Genomic DNA, 15,297 nt, shown 5'->3' with positions numbered 1-15,297 from the left:
GAGACGTCGCACGAGAAGACACCCGCTCGGACTCACCGTCGCCGTGCTCGCGTTCGCCGGGCTCTGCTCGTCGTTCATGTTCACGCTCGTGGTGCCACTGCAGGCCGAGCTGCCGCGACTGCTCAGCGCCTCTCGGGAGGACACGACGTGGGTCGTGACCATCACCCTCCTCGTCGCGGCGGTCGCGACGCCCATCTCCGGGCGGCTCGGCGACATGTACGGCAAGCGCCGCGTGATCATCGCCCTCATGGCGCTGCTCATCGTCGGATCCCTCATCGCCGCCCTCTCCGGCTCGATCGTCGGGGTCATCGTCGGGCGCGCCCTGCAGGGTGCGGTGACCGGAGTCATCCCCCTCGGCATCGCGGTCATGCGCGATGTCCTCCCGCCCGCACGACTGGGGACGGCCGTCGCCCTCATGAGCGCGACCATGGGCGTGGGCGGCGCCGTCGGCATGCCGTTGGCCGCGTACCTCGCGCAGAACGCCGACTGGCACGCGCTGTTCTGGCTCGCCGCCGGCCTCGGGGTCGCCGGCCTCGTGCTCGTCCTGCTCTTCGTCCCGCAGGACGTGCCGCTCTCGCACGGCCGGCTCGACGTCGTCGGCGCCATCGGCCTCGCGATCGGGCTCACGGGCATCCTCCTCTTCGTCTCGCGCGGTGCGGAGTGGGGCTGGTCGTCGTCCGCCGCGCTCGGGTGCGCGATCGGAGGCGTCGCCGTGCTGCTCGTCTGGGGCTGGTACCAGCTGCGCGTACGGGAGCCGCTGCTGGATCTGCGCGTCGCCGCTCGACCCGCCGTGCTCTTCACGAACATCGCCGCGATCGGGATGGGCTTCGCCCTGTTCTCGTCGAACGTCACGTTCCCGCAGCTCCTGGAGCTGCCCGTCGAGACCGGCTCCGGCTTCGGGCTCAGCATGCTCGCGGCGGCGTTCGTCGTGATGCCCGCGGGGCTGGTCATGATGGTCATCTCGCCGCTGTCGGGCTGGCTGGAACGCACGGTCGGGCCGCGCCCGCTGTTCACCGTCGGGGCGTCGGCGATCGTGCTGGCGTACGTCTTCGTGCTCCTCTGGTCGACGCAGGTGTGGCACATCCTCGTCGCCAACGCGCTCGTCGGCGTGGGAATCGGGTTCACGTTCGCGGCGATGCCGATGATCATCATGCAGTCCGTGCCGGCGAACGAGACGGGCGCCTCCAACGGCCTCAACGCCCTGTTCCGGTCGGTCGGGACGTCGAGCGCCTCGGCCGTCATGGGAGGGGTGCTCGCCGCGATGAGCGTCGAGGTCGACGGCGCGACGATCCCCACCCGCGCCGCCTTCGACGTGTGCTTCTGGATCGCGATCGTCGCGGGCGTCGTCGCCGTCGTGCTGTCCCTGTTCATCCCGGGGCAGCGTCCCGCCGACGCGCACCCGCCGACCCCGCTGGCCTGACCCCGCCCTCCGGGCGTCACGCTCCGTCACCCGATGCGGCGTCGCCCGCCGGTTCGCGATACGTTCACCCTCGGCACCGTGCGCAGACCGACCGCGCAGCGACCCACCGGCGCCCATCGCAAGGAGCAGCATGACGACCATCCAGACCACCACAGCCGGCAGCCTCCCACGCACGCAGGCGCTCATCGACGCGAACGCCGCGCGCGCCTTCGAGGACGACGGCTTCACGCTCACGTCGACGCCCGAGTACGAGGCCCTCGTCGAAGAGGCCGTGCGCGACGTCGTCGAGCGTCAGCGCGAGGTCGGCATCACCCAGCCCGGCGACGGGGAGTTCGGGAAGGCCATGTCGAGCCCCGTCGACTACGGCGCATGGTGGGGCTACTCCTTCCAGCGCGTCACGGGGCTGTCGCTCACCGAGGTGAACGCCTTCAACGAGCCGGCGCGCCGGTCGGAGCCCGGGGACATCCGGCTGACGGCCTTCCTCGACCGCCGCGACCGCCAGCTCTTCGCCGACGCCTACAACGACCCCGACAGCGGAGTGCCGGCCGGGAAGAACGTGATGGCCTTCCCCACGACGACCGGCGAGATCGCCTACCGCGGGCAGGACGCCGTGGCGGCGGACGTCCGCCACCTGGCCGAGACGCTCCGCGCGGACGAGACGGGCTTCCTCACGGCGATCGCCCCGGGATCGGCGGCCCGCGTGCGCAACGAGTTCTACGCGACCGAGCTGGAGCACATCCAGGCGTGGACCGAGGCGCTCAAGGAGGAGTACCGCGCGATCACGGACGCGGGGCTCATCCTGCAGCTCGACGATCCGTCGCTCGCGGAGAACTGGGACCAGATCAACCCCGAGCCGAGCGTCGAGGACTACCTCGCCTTCACGCAGATCCGCGTCGACGCCATCAACGAGGCGATCGCCGGGCTTCCGAAGGAGCAGGTGCGCCTGCACCTGTGCTGGGGCTCGTGGCACGGGCCGCACACGACCGATGTCGACCTGAAGCACATCCTGAGGACCGTGCTCGGCGCGCGGGTCGGCCAGATCTCGTTCGAGGCGGCCAACGCCCGTCACGAGCACGAGTGGGCCGTGTGGGAGGAGAACAGGGACATCATCCCCGACGACCTCGTGCTCGTGCCCGGGGTCGTCGGGCACTCGACCAACCTCGTCGAGCACCCCGATCTCGTCGCGCAGCGCATCGAGCGCTTCGCCCGGATCGTCGGCCCCGAGCGCGTCATCGCCGCGACGGACTGCGGGCTCGGCGGACGCATCCACCCTCAGATCGCCTGGGCCAAGCTCGAGTCTCTCGGCGAGGGCGCCCGGCGCGCCGGCGCACGCGTCTGACCCGCGGCGGCCTGCGGCTCGGCCGGACGGGGCTCAGCGGCGGACGGGGTCGCCTTCGGGGCCGAGGAGCCTCGCGATGTCGCGGAGGGTGGGCGACGACTCCCAGTCGCCGGGGCCGGTGCAGGCCATGGCGCCGCACGCGTTCGCGCGCACGAGCCGCTCGGAGACGGAGAGCCCCTCGAGCAGGCCGCTGAGGTATCCGGCGACGAACGCGTCGCCCGCGCCGACCGTGTCGACGGCGTCGACGCGCAACGCCGGGGCCTCCACGACGCGGTCGGCGCGGAAGACCGCCGCGCCGTCGGACCCGCGCTTCAGGACAAGCTCCGAGCCGCCGGCCGCCCGGAGGCGGGCCGCCGCGTCCTCGACGTCGGCCCCGGGGTGCAGCAGCCCGATCTCCTCGGCGTTGCCGAAGACGACGTCGGCGCGCTCGGCGAGGTCGCGGAGCACGGGGCCCGCCTCCCCCGCGGGCGCGAGCGACGAGCGGAAGTTCACGTCGAACGCGATCGTCGTGCCGGCGGCCGCGGCGCGGTCGATCGCGGCCGACAGCGCGGAGCGCGCCGAGTCGGACAGCAGCGCCGTGATGCCGGAGACGTGGAGCAGCGACGCCTCCTCGATCCAGCCGGGAGGGATGTCCTCCGGCGCGAGGCGGGAGCCGGCGGACCCCGCCCGGTAGTAGAGGACGGCGGTCGCGCTCGCCGTCGTGCGCTCCTTGAGCATGAGCCCCGTCGGCGCGTCGGCGTCGACCGGGCAGCGCACGTCGACGCCCTCCGCCCTGATCTCACGCGCCACGCGCTCGCCCAGCGGGTCGTCGCCCACCCGGCCGAGCCAGGAGACGTCGACGCCGAGCCGGCGGAGGCCGATCGCGACGTTGCTCTCCGCACCGCCGATGCCCAGGGCGAGCGCGCCCGCGTGTCGCAGCGAGCCGATCTCGGTCGCGCGGACGAGCGCCATCGTCTCGCCGAGCGTCACGACGCGGGGCCGGCCGTCGTCGCGCCCGCTCACGCCGGCTCCCGCCGGCAGAGCGCCACGAAGCGCGCCGTGCGCTCCCGGAGCGCCGCGAGGTCGCCGCCGCGGAAGGCGTCGCCGAGGAGCGGGCCCCCGACGCTGACGGCCGCGGCGCCCGCGCGCAGCCAGGCCGCGGCGCCGTCGAGGTCGACGCCGCCGGACGGCACGACCTCGATGCCGGGGAACGGGCCGCGGAGGTCGGCGACGTAGCCGGGCCCGACGCGGCCGGCGGGGAACACCTTCACGGCTGCGGCGCCCGCCGACCACGAGGCGAACAGCTCGGTCGGGGTGAGCCCGCCGGGGACGATCGGCAGGCGCGCGGCGACGGCGGCCTCCACGAGCGGGGCGGACGTGATCGGCGTGACGACGTACCGCGCCCCCGCGTCGATGGCGGCGGAGAGCTCGTCCTGGCGGGTCACGGTCCCCACGCCGATGTCGGCGGCCTCGTCGTACCGCTCCCGCAGGCGCGGGAGGGCGGCGAGCGTGCCGGGCGTCGTGAGCGTGAGCTCGACGCTGCGGATGCCCGCGTCGACGAGCACGTCGAGCACGCGGTCGTAGGCGTCCGCCGCAGGGGCGCGCACGACGACGACGAGACGCGCGTCGCTCGTGCGGGAGGGGAGGGGGACGCGAGCGTCCCTGCTGTCACCAGTCATGGACGGTCCCGTCGGTCAGCCGGTTCACGGGCAGGTACGCCGACGTGAAGGAGGTCGCGGAGGCCTCCTCCTCGTCGAGCTCCACGCCGAGCCCCGGGGCGTCGCCGGGGTGGAGGAAGCCGCGGTTGAACGTGAAGGAGGTCTGGAACACCTCGAGCGTCCTCTCGTTGTGCGGCATGTACTCCTGGATGCCGAAGTTGTGGATGGCGAGGTCGAGGTGCAGCGCCGCGGCCATCCCGATCGGCGAGACGTCGGTGGGTCCGTGGATCCCGGAGCGGATGCCGTAGACGGCGGCGAAGTCGAGGAGCTTCTTCATCGCGGTGATGCCGCCCGTGTGCGTCACCGCGGAGCGCACGTAGTCGATGAGACGCTCCGTGATGAGGGTCTGGTAGTCGTACACCGTGTTGAACACCTCGCCGATCGCGAGCGGCGTCGTGGAGTGCTGGCGGACGAGACGGAGCGCCGCCTGGTCCTCTCCCGGCGTGCAGTCCTCGAGCCAGAACAGGTCGTACGGCTCGACGTCCTTCGCGAAGCGCGCGGCCTCGATGGGCGTCATCCGGTGGTGACCGTCGTGGAGGAGCCTGAGGCCCGTCCCGAAGTCCTCGCGGATGCGGGAGAAGACGCCGGGCATGTGGGAGAGGTAGGCCCGGGTGTCCCAGACCTCCTCGGTGGGGGCGACGGCGGGGGACCCGTCGGCGGAGCGCTTGGCGGGCTCGTAGTCGTAGCGCACCCCGGGGCCGGAGGCGGAGACGCCGTAGATCTGGCCGAGGCCCGGCACGCCCGTCTGCACCCGGACGGCCGTGAACCCGAGCTCCCGGTACCCCGCGATCGCGTCCTTGAGCGCCTCGTAGTCGGTGCCGGACGCGTGGCCGTACACACGCACGGCGTCGCGGCTGGCCCCGCCGAGCAGCTGGTACAGGGGCATCCCGGCCTTCTTCGCCTTGATGTCCCAGAGCGCCATGTCGACGGCGGCGATCGCGGCCATCGTGACGGGGCCGCGGCGCCAGTACGCGCCGCGGTAGAGGTACTGCCACGTGTCCTCGATGCGGTCCTCGTCCCGCCCGACGAGCGTGCTCGCCAGGTGGTCGCGGAGGTACGACGCGACCGAGAGCTCGCGGCCGTTCAGGGTCGCGTCCCCCCATCCGACGACCCCGTCGGAGGTGACGATCTTCAGCGTCACGAAGTTGCGGCCGGGGCTCGTGACGTTGACGGTGACGGTCTCGATGGTCATTGCTTCTTCTCTCCTGGGGGCCGGTGCGCGGTCTCGGGCCGCGCACCGGCGGGTCGTCGGTCGTCGGGTCTGGCTGTCGTCACATCGCCGAGCGCGGATCGGTGAGGTCGCGCCCCGTCCACTCGGGCGCCCAGATCGCCGCGATGAGCGCCGACAGGGTGAACACCCCCAGCAGCACCATGACGGGCACGATGCTGCCGGTCGCCGCGGCGACCCAGGCGGCCGCGACGACGGGCGCGATGCCCGTCGCGATGATCGCCGCGATCTCGCGCACGATCGCGGTCAGCGTGTAGCGGTTGCGGGCGCCGAAGATCTCGGGGATCGAGATGTTCTCGAGCGAGGCCAGGCCGAGGACGGAGACGTTGTGGATGATCGCGTAGCCCACGATGATCCAGCCGACCTCCCTCGAGTCGATCGCGAGCATCGAGGGGATGACGAGGGCGAGCGAGAGCGACGTCATGACGATGTACATCCGGCGCCGGCCGAAGCGGTCTCCCAGGAGGCCGACGAGCGGGATGGTCAGGAAGCCGAACAGCGACGAGATGATGACGATCTCCGGGCCGACGCCCCGCTCCATGGCGAGCGTGACGGTGATGAAGGAGATGAGGTAGGTCTGGATCATGCCGGAGTTGCCGGCCTGGCCGAACCGCAGGAGGAACGACACGACGACCGCCTTGAAGGGCTTCCGCTCGGCCGCCTCGAGCGTCCGGATGTCACCGGTCTTCGTGGCCAGCGCGATCATCTCGTCGCGGGACAGCGCGCGGCCGTCGACGACGTCGGAGCGCTCCTCGAAGACGGGGCTCTCCTTGAGGTTGAACCGCACCCAGAGCGCGAAGAGCATGATGACGGCGCTGCCGATGAACGGGATGCGCCATCCCCACGCGACGACGTCCTCCTCGACCATGACGAAGAGGAGGAGCGCCCAGATGCCGGACGCCAGGAGCGTGCCGCAGTTCGTGCCGAGGGCGACGAGCGAGGCGATGACCCCTCGGCGCTCGGCCGGGGCGTACTCGGCGAGCATGACGCCCGCCCCGGAGATCTCCGCCCCCGCGCCGAACCCCTGGGCGAGCCGCAGGGCGACGAGGAGGGTGGGCGCGATGATCCCCGCCTGCTCGTACGTCGGCAGCACGCCGATGAGGGTCGTCGACGCGCCCATGAGGAGGATGGTGGCGAACAGCACCTGCTTGCGGCCGATGCGGTCGCCGATGCGGGCGAAGAACAGGGCGCCGAGCGGGCGGGCGACGTAGCCCACGCCGTAGGTGGCCATCGCCAGCACGACCGCCATCGCCGGGTCGCTGGACGAGAAGAACACCTGGTTGAACACGAGCGCTGCGGCGAGCGAGTAGAGCTGGAAGTCCATGAACTCCAGCGCGGTGCCGAGCCAGCCGGACACGGCTGCTCGGGCGAGGTCTCCCACGGACCTCTTGGCGACGGGCGACGAGGAGGTCTCCTCGGCGCCCACGGGGCGGGGCGTGCTCATTCGTACTCCTTCGTAGATGGCAGGGGGGGGTGGGCGCGGTGCGCCTAGAGCGCGAGGAGGACCTTCGCCGAGGCGGACGAGTCGCGCGCGATCTCGAACGCCCCGGCGGCGTCCGACGCGGGGAGGACGTGGGAGACGACGGCGTCGAGCGCGTCGGTCTCCGCGAGGTAGGCGATCGCGTCGTCGATCTCGTCCGAGAAGCGGAAGGCGCCGTGGAGGGCGACCTCCTTCGCGAGCAGGGGCGCGAGGTTCGCGCGGATCTTTTCGTTCGGGAGCATGCCGACCTGCACGACCGTGCCCGCGCGGCGCACGGTCCGCAGGGCCTGGGTGAGCGAGGGGGCCGCGCCGGAGCACTCGAAGACCACATCGGCCGACTCGTCGACGACCGCGTCGCGACCGATGAGGAAGGTGTCCCCCGCCCCGAGCGCGACGGCGCGCGCGAGGGGCTCCGGCCGCAGATCGCTCGCCGCGATGTCCGCGGCGCCCGCGCGTCGCGCGGCGGCCACGACGAGGAGGCCGATGGGCCCGGCGCCCGCGACGAAGACGCGCCTGCCGCGGATGTCGCCGGCCAGCGACACGGCGTGCAGCGCGACCGCGAGCGGCTCGGCGAGCGCGGCGCGCTCGAGCGGCAGCCCGTCGGGGAGCGTGCGCACCATGTGCTCCGCCACGATCAGGTGCTCGGCGGCAGCGCCCTGCCGGTGCGGCGTCGTCGCGGCGCTCCCGAGGTAGTCGCCGCCCGGACGGAGGTGCGGGTGCTCCTCCAGGCCCGGCACGTCGGCGCCGTGGCGCGCGGGGTGGACGGTGACCGGCGTGCCCGGTGCGAGCCGGCCGGACGGGTCGAGGTCGACGACGCCGGAGAGCTCGTGCCCCGGGGTGAGGGGCTCGCGGATCGTGTACTCGCCGTTGGCGCCGTGGAAGTAGTAGTGCAGGTCGGAGCCGCAGATGCCCACGAAGCGGACGCGCAGGCGGACCTCCCCCTCGGCCGGCTGCGGGTCGTCGCGGTCCTCCCAGCGGATGTCCTCGGCGGCGTGGATGACGAGGGCCTTCATGGCTTCTCCCTCTGGTCGGCGGACGACGCGGCGACGGCGTCGGACGCCGCCGCTCTGACGCCGTGGCGGACGATGGTCTCGACGAGCTCCTCGACGCGCCCGGCGAACGCGGGGCTCGCGACGAGGGCGTCGGGGAGGAGCCCGCCGCCGAGCACGGCGCGGGCGCTCTCGCGGGGCGTGGTGGCCGCCCGGGCGAGCTCCGCGATCCGCTCCCGCGCGGGCTCGCGCATCGCGTCCGCGAACGGGCCGGGCGCGAAGCCCTGCAGCGGCGTGACGCAGCAGATCCAGCCGGCGACCGTGAGGGCGAGCAGGTGCGGGACGCGTCCTCGGCGGAGCGCGAAGAGCGCGGGCTCGGGCACGCGCTGCAGGAGCTTGACCGACCCGTCCGTGCCGACCTGCCGGGTGCCGTGCGCGAGCGGGGCGTTGCCCCAGCGGTGCGAGAGCTGCTCGAGGTACGCCGCGACGTCGAAGCCGCGCGGGAGGCGGATGGTCGGGAGGTAGTCGTCCTCGACGACGGCGTGCACGGCGTCGCGGACGAACTCCTCGCCCCAGGCGTCGGCGATGGTCTCGCGTCCGTCGAGGGCGCCGAGGGAGGCGATGAGCGAGTGGGACCCGTTGAGGAGGCGCAGCTTCACGAGCTCGTACGCCTCGACCTCGTCGCTGAAGATCGCGCCGGCACGGTCCCACGCGGGGCGTCCCGCGGCGAAGGAGTCCTCGAGGACCCACATCGCGAAGTCCTCGGCGGGCACGGGCGCCTCGTCGCGGACGCCGAGGATCCGGCCGACCTCCTCGATCGTCTCGGGAACGGTGGCGGGGACGATGCGGTCGACCATGGAGTCGGGGAAGGAGACGTGCCCCGCGACGTAGTCGAGCACGTCGGAGGAGGCGCCGCTCGCCTCGAGGAACTCCGTCACGACGGCGCGCGTGGCGGCGCCGTTCGCGGTGAGGTTGTCGCAGGAGAGCACGGTGAAGGGCTCGCCGTCGGCGGCGCGGACGGCGAGCCCTCGCGCGATGAGGCCGACGGTGCTGCGGGGGCGCTCGGGGGCGCCGAGGTCGTGCCGCACCTCGGGGAGGTCGGCGTCGAGCGCTCCCGTGCGCGCGGAGCGGCAGTAGCCGGCCTCGCTGACCGTGAGCGTGAGGATGCGGCGGGCGGGATCGGACACGGAGGCGACGAAGGCGTCGGGGGTCTCGGCGAGGACGTCGAGGCCGCGGTGGACGTCGACGACCGCGGCGCCGCGTCCCCGCTCGGAGAGCTCGAGCACGCTGTACCGGCCGTCCTGCGCCCGCAGGGCGTCGACGACGCGCCGCGAGCGGTTCGCGAAGCCGTGGATGCCCCAGTCGCCCGCCTCGTGGGCGAGCGCACGGGCGGTGTAGACCGCCGCGTGCGCCCGGTGGAAGTTCCCGAGGCCGAGGTGGACGATGCCCGCCGTCTCCGGGGCGCTCTCGCCGATGAGGGCGCCCCCGGGGGTGGTCGTCCGCGTGAGTCGTCGCATCGTCGCGCTCCGGATCGTGAGTCGTGAGTGTTCCACATCGTGGACCACTCGTATCATTAGGTGAACCACGCTAGCAGGAGTCGGGATGGCGTCGCAACGCGTGCCGCCGGCTTCCCTACACTGAAGGCGAAACGGAGGCATCGTGGATTCGACACCGAAGGCGCCGGCCGCGTCGCCCGTCGGGAGCGTCGACAAGGCGCTCGCCCTCGTCGAGCTGCTCGCGGAGGCGGGTCCGGAGGGTCTCGCCCTCCGCGACGTCGTCGAGCGCAGCGGCCTGAACAAGCCGTCGGCCCATCGGCTCCTGCAGGCGCTCGCGCACCGAGGGTTCGCCGACCAGGACGCCGCGCAGCGATACCGCCTGGGCGCCAAGCCGGTGATCCTCGTCGGGCGCTTCCTGCGGGAGGACGATCTCGCTGCGCTCTTCCGTCCGGTGCTCGTCGTGCTGGCTCAGGAGGTGCAGGAGCTCGTGCACCTGGGGCTGCTGGAGGGCACCGGCGTGCTGTACCTCGACAAGGTCGAGCCGGATCGATCCATCCGGGTCTGGTCGCGGGTCGGCCGCCAGGCCAGGGCGCTCACGACGGCCCTCGGACGCGCGATGGTCGCGGCGGAGGGAGGCGGCCCCGATCTTCTCGGCGCCTACGCCGCCGGGGCCGACGAGGAGGTCTCGGCGCGCTTCCGCGATGCGGTGACGCGTGCGCGCGAACGCGGGTACGCATCGGAGCAGGAGGAGAACGAGGCGGGCATCTCCTGCGTCGCCGTCGCCCTCCACCGGCCGATCGGCGCGCCCGTCGCCGTGAGCATCACCGGTCCGAGCAGCCGGATGACCCCCGCGCGCATCGAGGAGCTCGGCGTGCTCCTCCGCGAGCGCCTCGCGGCGACGGCGCCCGCGGGCTTCTCCGTCTCCGGCCCGCTCCCGGAGCCGGCCGGCGCCCCCCTCGACGGCACGGCATCGGAGGGCTCGGCGCGCGCGCCCGGCGCCCGCTGAGGCGGCCTCCGTAGACTCGGCCAGGCGGCGCGATCGCCGCGCAGGACGGGAGGGCGACGCGACGGTGACGGCACGCACGGCCTTCGGCTGCTCCCGCCTGCTGGCGGCTGCCCTCTGCCTCGTCGCCCTCGCGCATCGTCTGCTCTGGGGGCTCGGGTCGCAGACCATCGCGGGCGAGAACTTCCTCGCCTACCTGACCATCCAGTCCAACATCGCCTTCGCGGGGCTCGCCGTCGTCGCGGGCGCCATCGCGCTGCGCCGCCGGGAGGACCCGGGCTGGCTCACGACGGCGCGCGCGATCGTGCTGAGCTGGACCATCACCGCGGGCCTCGCCTTCGCGCTCATCGTCTGGCAGGCGGGCGTGCGCGGCATCCGCATCGACGTGCCGTGGTCGGACGTCGTGCTGCACTTCGTGCTTCCGGCGTGGACCGTCGCCGCATGGGTCTTCGGCCCCGGTCGCGGCGCGGCCTCGTGGCGGGTCGTGCCGATCGTCGTGCTGTATCCCCTCGTGTGGGGCGGCGTCACGATGTGGCGCGGGAGGTTCGTCGGCTGGTACCCCTACTACTTCCTCGATCTGCGGCAGGTGTCCGGCTTCGGGGAGTTCTCCCTCACGTGCGCGATCGCGCTGACGATCTTCGCGGTCGTCGCCTCCGGCCTCGTCCTCCTCAGCAGGGCGCACCCGACGACGGGCGGACGCGCGGCGGTCGGCGGGGCGGATGACGATGCCGTGCTCGCGCGAGCGGAGGAGGAACTCGCGCGGAGAGGATGACCGCACCGCGTCCGTCCTGCTCTCGCGGCCTCGTCCTGCCGTCGGAAGCCGCTCTAGGCGTCCGGCGTCGTGAAGTACCCCAGCGACAGCAGCGCGGCGGCCTCGGCGTCGTCGTCGCCCAGCGCGGCGAACTCCTCGGCGGCGGCACCCCCGACGAGGCCGACGAGCACGGGCTCCCCCGTCTCCGGCTCGAGGTTGAACCACGTCCGGATGGCCGCGTCGCCGCCCACCACGTGCCAGACGGCGGCGTCGGTCGGCCAGAACGGCTCGTCGAACCGCAGCCACACCGTCTCGACGGCGCCCGCTCCGAGCGCCGCGATCGCCCCCCGCTGCGCGAACGGCAGCGCGGGCGAGAACTCGATGCCCTGCTGCTGCAGCACGCCGAGCGGCGCCGTGACGACGACGCGGTCGAACGACAGCGACTCCCCCGTGCCGATCCGCAGGCTGACGCCCGTGTCGTCGTAGGCGACGCGCACCACGGGCGAGGAGAGCGTCACCTGGATGCCGTCGAGAGCGCTCCCCACCACGGAGGTCAGGTCGCCGCTCATGGCCGTGAGAGGCTCGACGGGGAACGCGGGCGGGAACCAGCTCGACACCTGATCGGCGTCCGCTCCGGATGCGGCGGCGAGCCAGGCGAGGGATGCCGCGAGCGCGGGGTCGTCGAGATCGGCGCCCGACTCGGCGAGCGCATCGGCGAGGGCGATGTCGGCGGGCAGCCCGCTGGCGCGGTCGATCGCGGCCTGCACCGGCTGCAGATCGACGCTCGCCGTCTCGCCCGTCTCCGACCATCCCGTCGCCGTGTCGAGGGCGAGCTCGTCGATCCCGAGGAGCCGCAGTCGGGACACGACCGACGCGTCCTCCTCGCCGAAGGCCCACGCGCCCAGCTGCACCGGAAGCGGCCATGCGTCGTCGACGATCGAGTGGAGCCTGCCGCCCACGCGGTCGCGCGCCTCGAAGACGGTGACGTCGAACCCCGCGTCGGCGAGGGCGCGCGCCGCGACGGCGCCCGCGACACCCGCGCCGACCACGGCCAGGCGCTCTCCCGCGGAGGCGAGGTCGACGACCTCTTGCGCTGCGCGCTCGCCCGTGTCGAGGGCGCCCCGCACCGTCCCCGGCCGGCCGGCGTCCGTGGCCTCCCCCGCGAAGAAGACCCGTCCGAGGAGCGGCTCGGCGAGCGCCTCGCGCTGCTGCGGCGTCGCGCCGGGCGGGACGAAGCTCACCGCCCCGTGCGCGTAGGGGTCGGCGGCCCACGCGCTGCGGAGGAACGCGGCGGCGGGCGGCACGCCGTTCGTGGGGCTGGGCCGGGGCGTCGACGGCTCCTCCGTCGGCGGCTCCTCCGTCGGCGTCGCCGGAGTGCTCCCCGACGGCGCGGGGTCTCCCGTGCACGAGGCGAGCAGCATCGCGACGGCGCCCGTCCCGGCACCGGCGAAAAGGGTACGGCGCGTGATCCTCATCGTGTCGCCACCCTATCCCGCACGGCGTCCCGCTTTCGGGACACGACGGCTTCCGGATCCGGCACGAGCCGGTAGGAGAACCCGCCGGCGTACTCGTACACCCGGCCGAGGAGCGGCGCATCGATCGTCACCTCCACGTGCTGGCGCGCGGCTCCGTCGTCGTAGCGCTCCGTCAGCCGCACGGTCGGCGCGACGACACGCGGTACGCGCATCCGCAGGCGGCCCCAGCGCAGCCCCACCGCCCGGCTCGTCAACACGAGCGCGCCGCGACGCGTCGTCACGTCGAACGCCGCCGCGACGGTCTGCGGCACGCCCAGGCGGTCGACGACCCCGCCGCCCGCGGCGACGGACACCGCATCGGTCATCGTCCATGAGCCGCTCGGGAGATGCAGCTCACGCCGGGCGCGTGCCTCGCCGTCGACGGCGCGGTTGACGATGCGGAACGGCACGTCCTTCTCCCATCCGGCCCAGACGACGCCCTGACGCTGCAGGACGCGCAGGAACGGCCGCAGCCACCGGCGCGGCGTGCCCACGACGTCGAAGACGCCCTCGCCGACGCCGACGTGGCCGAGGGGTATGGCCGAGAAGTAACGCCGCAGCACCGGATGGAGCTCCTCGACGCGCTCGCCGAGCGCGTCCGCATAGGGCGATCCGCTGGTCACGGCCCGAGCCTACGCGGGCTCTTCCCCCGCGAACACCTCGTCGCGATGCGGAACGCCGTGTCGGCGGCCGGCGCCCCGGAGCGGCTGCACAACGCAGGAAGAATCCGGCCGCGCGACACGACACGCCGCTCCGGGGAGGCATGCACCGCCAAGATTCCTGCGTCGTGCGCGAGGGGCGCGGTCGATGTGCGCGGCGAACCGGGTCGATCCCGTCATTCGGACACCGGGCTCGTTCCGACACCGGGCTCATCCGGACACCGGGCGGACGACGGCACGCTCAGCGGCGCAGAGGCGTCCCGCGCCGTGCCGCACGCGCACGACGCTGCGCTCGCCGGGCGGCGCGGGCGGCGCGTTCCTCCCGGCGGCGCGCCTCGGCCCGCCACACCGGGACGCCCGCGAGCAGCACGAGCGCGGTCGCCGAGAACGCCATGACGGCCCAGCCGCCGAGCGCCACCCCGGTGAGCGACGCGGCCTGGCCGCCTCCTGCCGCGAGCATCCCGACCGCGAAGAGCAGGCCGACGATCCCCGCGCCACGTCGGAGGGCCCGGCCGGCGAGCCATCCCGCCACGAGGATCGGGCCCGCCACCGAGACCGCCAGAACGCCCGTGAGCACGGGCATGACCCATCCGGGCCAGTCCGCCGTGACGAACGGCATGACGCCGCCGGCGACGACGAGCCACGCCACGAGCCAGACGGTGAGCCACGCCGCCGCGCGGCGCGGCGGCGGCGTCCCCTTCGTCGAGCGGGCAGGGCGGGTCGAGGGGGAGGACGCGGTTGCGGAGCGGACGGGCATCCTCTCAGCGAAGCGCCCGTTCCTCTGGGCCGGATGTGGGTCTCTTCTGAGCGAGCAGGGAGCCCGGCGCCCCGGCGGGGACCGGCCCGCCTACGACCGCGCGGTGTCCCGCCACGAGTGCCGCGGCTCGTAGCCGAGCACCCGGCGGGCCTTGTCGATGGCGAGCAGCGTGTCGTGGTCGCCGAGATCGCGGACGAGCGGCACGCCCGGGAACACCTCCTCGACGAGCTCGGCGTTCGGCCGGGTCGTGACGGTGTCGGCCGCGGCGACGATGAAGCGATCGAAGCCGGGTCCCGCCGTCTCCAGCGCGCGTTCGATCGCCTGCGCGCCGTCGCGGGCGTCGACGTAGCCCCAGAGGTTCCACTTGCGCTCGCGCGGGTCGGCGTCGTAGGGGAACACGGCGTAGTCCTCGGGATGCATGACGTTCGAGAAGCGCAGCGCCGTGATCGACAGGTCGGGATGCCAGCGCACGAGCTCGACGGCGAGCGTCTCCTCGAGGTGCTTCACGAGGGAGTACACCGACTCGGGGCGGGCGGGGTACTCCTCGTCGACGGGGATGTACGGCGGAGGCACGTCGAACGGCAGCCCGAGGACCGTCTCGCTCGACGCGTAGACGATGCGCCGCACGCCGGCGCGGATGGCCGCCCAGAAGACGTCGAAGGTCGTCAGGATGTTGTTGCGGAACGTCTGCACGTCGCTCGCGATGCCGGGCGCCGGGATCGCCGCGAGATGCACGACGGCATCGAGCCCCGAGTGGACCTCCTGGACCCCGGCGAGCGCGTCGGCGACCTGTCCGTGGTCGGACAGGTCGACCTGGACGAACCCGGGCTCCCGCGCGCCGACGCGGTCGAGCGCGACGACCTCGTGCCCCGCCGCGCGCAGCTCGCGCACGACGACCGAGCCCAGCTTCCCCGTCGAACCGGTGACCGCGATCCTCATGCCCCCACCCTGCCAGGCCGGAGCC

General features: G+C 73.6%; 14 protein-coding genes. 4 read left to right on the top strand and 10 right to left on the bottom strand.

Annotation, left to right across the window (positions count from 1 at the left end; translation table 11 throughout):
- Nucleotides 1-43: 43 nt before the first annotated feature.
- Complete coding sequence (locus N8K70_RS01425) at nucleotides 44-1,420, top strand: MFS transporter (RefSeq protein WP_317139833.1); 1,377 nt, start codon at nucleotides 44-46, stop codon at nucleotides 1,418-1,420.
- A 130-nt stretch (nucleotides 1,421-1,550) separates the two neighbouring features.
- Nucleotides 1,551-2,759 (top strand): cobalamin-independent methionine synthase II family protein, encoded by a 1,209-nt coding sequence (locus N8K70_RS01420; protein ID WP_317139832.1) that lies wholly within the window; start codon nucleotides 1,551-1,553, stop codon nucleotides 2,757-2,759.
- Nucleotides 2,760-2,792: 33 nt separating this feature from the next.
- Here the strand turns inward: N8K70_RS01420 and N8K70_RS01415 are convergent, their stop codons facing one another.
- The 6 genes from N8K70_RS01415 to N8K70_RS01390 all read right to left on the bottom strand — a co-directional run bounded on the left by N8K70_RS01415 (nucleotide 2,793) and on the right by N8K70_RS01390 (nucleotide 9,670).
- Nucleotides 2,793-3,761: a sugar kinase gene (locus N8K70_RS01415; protein ID WP_317139831.1), complete on the bottom strand. Its 969-nt coding sequence runs from the start codon at nucleotides 3,759-3,761 to the stop codon at nucleotides 2,793-2,795.
- Nucleotides 3,758-4,417, bottom strand: coding sequence for a bifunctional 4-hydroxy-2-oxoglutarate aldolase/2-dehydro-3-deoxy-phosphogluconate aldolase (locus tag N8K70_RS01410; RefSeq protein ID WP_317139830.1), 660 nt, complete (start codon nucleotides 4,415-4,417; stop codon nucleotides 3,758-3,760). The genes N8K70_RS01415 and N8K70_RS01410 overlap by 4 nt, the downstream gene beginning before the upstream one ends.
- Nucleotides 4,407-5,648, bottom strand: coding sequence for a D-mannonate dehydratase ManD (gene manD / locus N8K70_RS01405; protein ID WP_317139829.1), 1,242 nt, complete (start codon nucleotides 5,646-5,648; stop codon nucleotides 4,407-4,409). The genes N8K70_RS01410 and manD overlap by 11 nt, the downstream gene beginning before the upstream one ends.
- Before the next feature lie 79 nt (nucleotides 5,649-5,727).
- On the bottom strand, nucleotides 5,728-7,128 hold the full coding sequence (locus N8K70_RS01400; protein ID WP_317139828.1) for an MFS transporter: 1,401 nt from the start codon (nucleotides 7,126-7,128) through the stop codon (nucleotides 5,728-5,730).
- A gap of 44 nt (nucleotides 7,129-7,172) precedes the next feature.
- Complete coding sequence (locus N8K70_RS01395) at nucleotides 7,173-8,177, bottom strand: L-idonate 5-dehydrogenase (protein WP_317139827.1); 1,005 nt, start codon at nucleotides 8,175-8,177, stop codon at nucleotides 7,173-7,175.
- Nucleotides 8,174-9,670, bottom strand: coding sequence for a mannitol dehydrogenase family protein (locus N8K70_RS01390; RefSeq protein WP_317139826.1), 1,497 nt, complete (start codon nucleotides 9,668-9,670; stop codon nucleotides 8,174-8,176). Before N8K70_RS01390 ends, N8K70_RS01395 begins: the two co-directional genes overlap by 4 nt.
- Nucleotides 9,671-9,812: 142 nt before the next feature.
- On the opposite strand from N8K70_RS01390, the gene N8K70_RS01385 reads away from it, so the two are divergent.
- Together N8K70_RS01385 and N8K70_RS01380 are read left to right on the top strand one after the other, a co-directional pair.
- Nucleotides 9,813-10,655 (top strand): IclR family transcriptional regulator, encoded by an 843-nt coding sequence (locus N8K70_RS01385; protein WP_317139825.1) that lies wholly within the window; start codon nucleotides 9,813-9,815, stop codon nucleotides 10,653-10,655.
- A 64-nt stretch (nucleotides 10,656-10,719) separates the two neighbouring features.
- Nucleotides 10,720-11,424 (top strand): Pr6Pr family membrane protein, encoded by a 705-nt coding sequence (locus tag N8K70_RS01380; RefSeq protein ID WP_317139824.1) that lies wholly within the window; start codon nucleotides 10,720-10,722, stop codon nucleotides 11,422-11,424.
- A gap of 53 nt (nucleotides 11,425-11,477) precedes the next feature.
- Here the strand turns inward: N8K70_RS01380 and N8K70_RS01375 are convergent, their stop codons facing one another.
- The 4 genes from N8K70_RS01375 to N8K70_RS01360 form a co-directional block, all read right to left on the bottom strand.
- Entirely contained in the window at nucleotides 11,478-12,878 is a 1,401-nt protein-coding gene (locus N8K70_RS01375; protein ID WP_317139823.1) for a flavin monoamine oxidase family protein, read from the bottom strand.
- Nucleotides 12,875-13,540 carry a DUF4166 domain-containing protein gene (locus N8K70_RS01370; RefSeq protein WP_317139822.1) on the bottom strand — a complete coding sequence of 222 codons (666 nt, stop codon included), beginning with the start codon at nucleotides 13,538-13,540 and terminating at the stop codon, nucleotides 12,875-12,877. Before N8K70_RS01370 ends, N8K70_RS01375 begins: the two co-directional genes overlap by 4 nt.
- A 277-nt stretch (nucleotides 13,541-13,817) precedes the next feature.
- A complete protein-coding gene (locus N8K70_RS01365; RefSeq protein WP_317139821.1) occupies nucleotides 13,818-14,333 on the bottom strand; it encodes a hypothetical protein in 516 nt (171 codons plus the stop codon).
- A 90-nt stretch (nucleotides 14,334-14,423) separates the two neighbouring features.
- Nucleotides 14,424-15,272 (bottom strand): NAD-dependent epimerase/dehydratase family protein, encoded by an 849-nt coding sequence (locus tag N8K70_RS01360; protein WP_317139820.1) that lies wholly within the window; start codon nucleotides 15,270-15,272, stop codon nucleotides 14,424-14,426.
- Nucleotides 15,273-15,297: the final 25 nt, after the last annotated feature.

This window comes from Microbacterium sp. AB (assembly GCF_032878875.1).
Lineage (GTDB): Bacteria > Actinomycetota > Actinomycetes > Actinomycetales > Microbacteriaceae > Microbacterium > Microbacterium betulae.
This window is presented reverse-complemented; position numbering and strand designations above follow the sequence as displayed.

What these genes read in the sequence shown, in the direction of transcription:
- manD (WP_317139829.1), bottom strand. Translation starts at nt 5,648, where the DNA reads ATGACCATCGAGACCGTCACCGTCAACGTCACGAGCCCCGGCCGCAAC.
- N8K70_RS01410 (WP_317139830.1), bottom strand. Translation starts at nt 4,417, where the DNA reads ATGACTGGTGACAGCAGGGACGCTCGCGTCCCCCTCCCCTCCCGCACG.
- N8K70_RS01390 (WP_317139826.1), bottom strand. Translation starts at nt 9,670, where the DNA reads ATGCGACGACTCACGCGGACGACCACCCCCGGGGGCGCCCTCATCGGC.
- N8K70_RS01395 (WP_317139827.1), bottom strand. Translation starts at nt 8,177, where the DNA reads ATGAAGGCCCTCGTCATCCACGCCGCCGAGGACATCCGCTGGGAGGAC.
- N8K70_RS01420 (WP_317139832.1), top strand. Translation starts at nt 1,551, where the DNA reads ATGACGACCATCCAGACCACCACAGCCGGCAGCCTCCCACGCACGCAG.
- N8K70_RS01360 (WP_317139820.1), bottom strand. Translation starts at nt 15,272, where the DNA reads ATGAGGATCGCGGTCACCGGTTCGACGGGGAAGCTGGGCTCGGTCGTC.
- N8K70_RS01365 (WP_317139821.1), bottom strand. Translation starts at nt 14,333, where the DNA reads ATGCCCGTCCGCTCCGCAACCGCGTCCTCCCCCTCGACCCGCCCTGCC.
- N8K70_RS01400 (WP_317139828.1), bottom strand. Translation starts at nt 7,128, where the DNA reads ATGAGCACGCCCCGCCCCGTGGGCGCCGAGGAGACCTCCTCGTCGCCC.
- N8K70_RS01375 (WP_317139823.1), bottom strand. Translation starts at nt 12,878, where the DNA reads ATGAGGATCACGCGCCGTACCCTTTTCGCCGGTGCCGGGACGGGCGCC.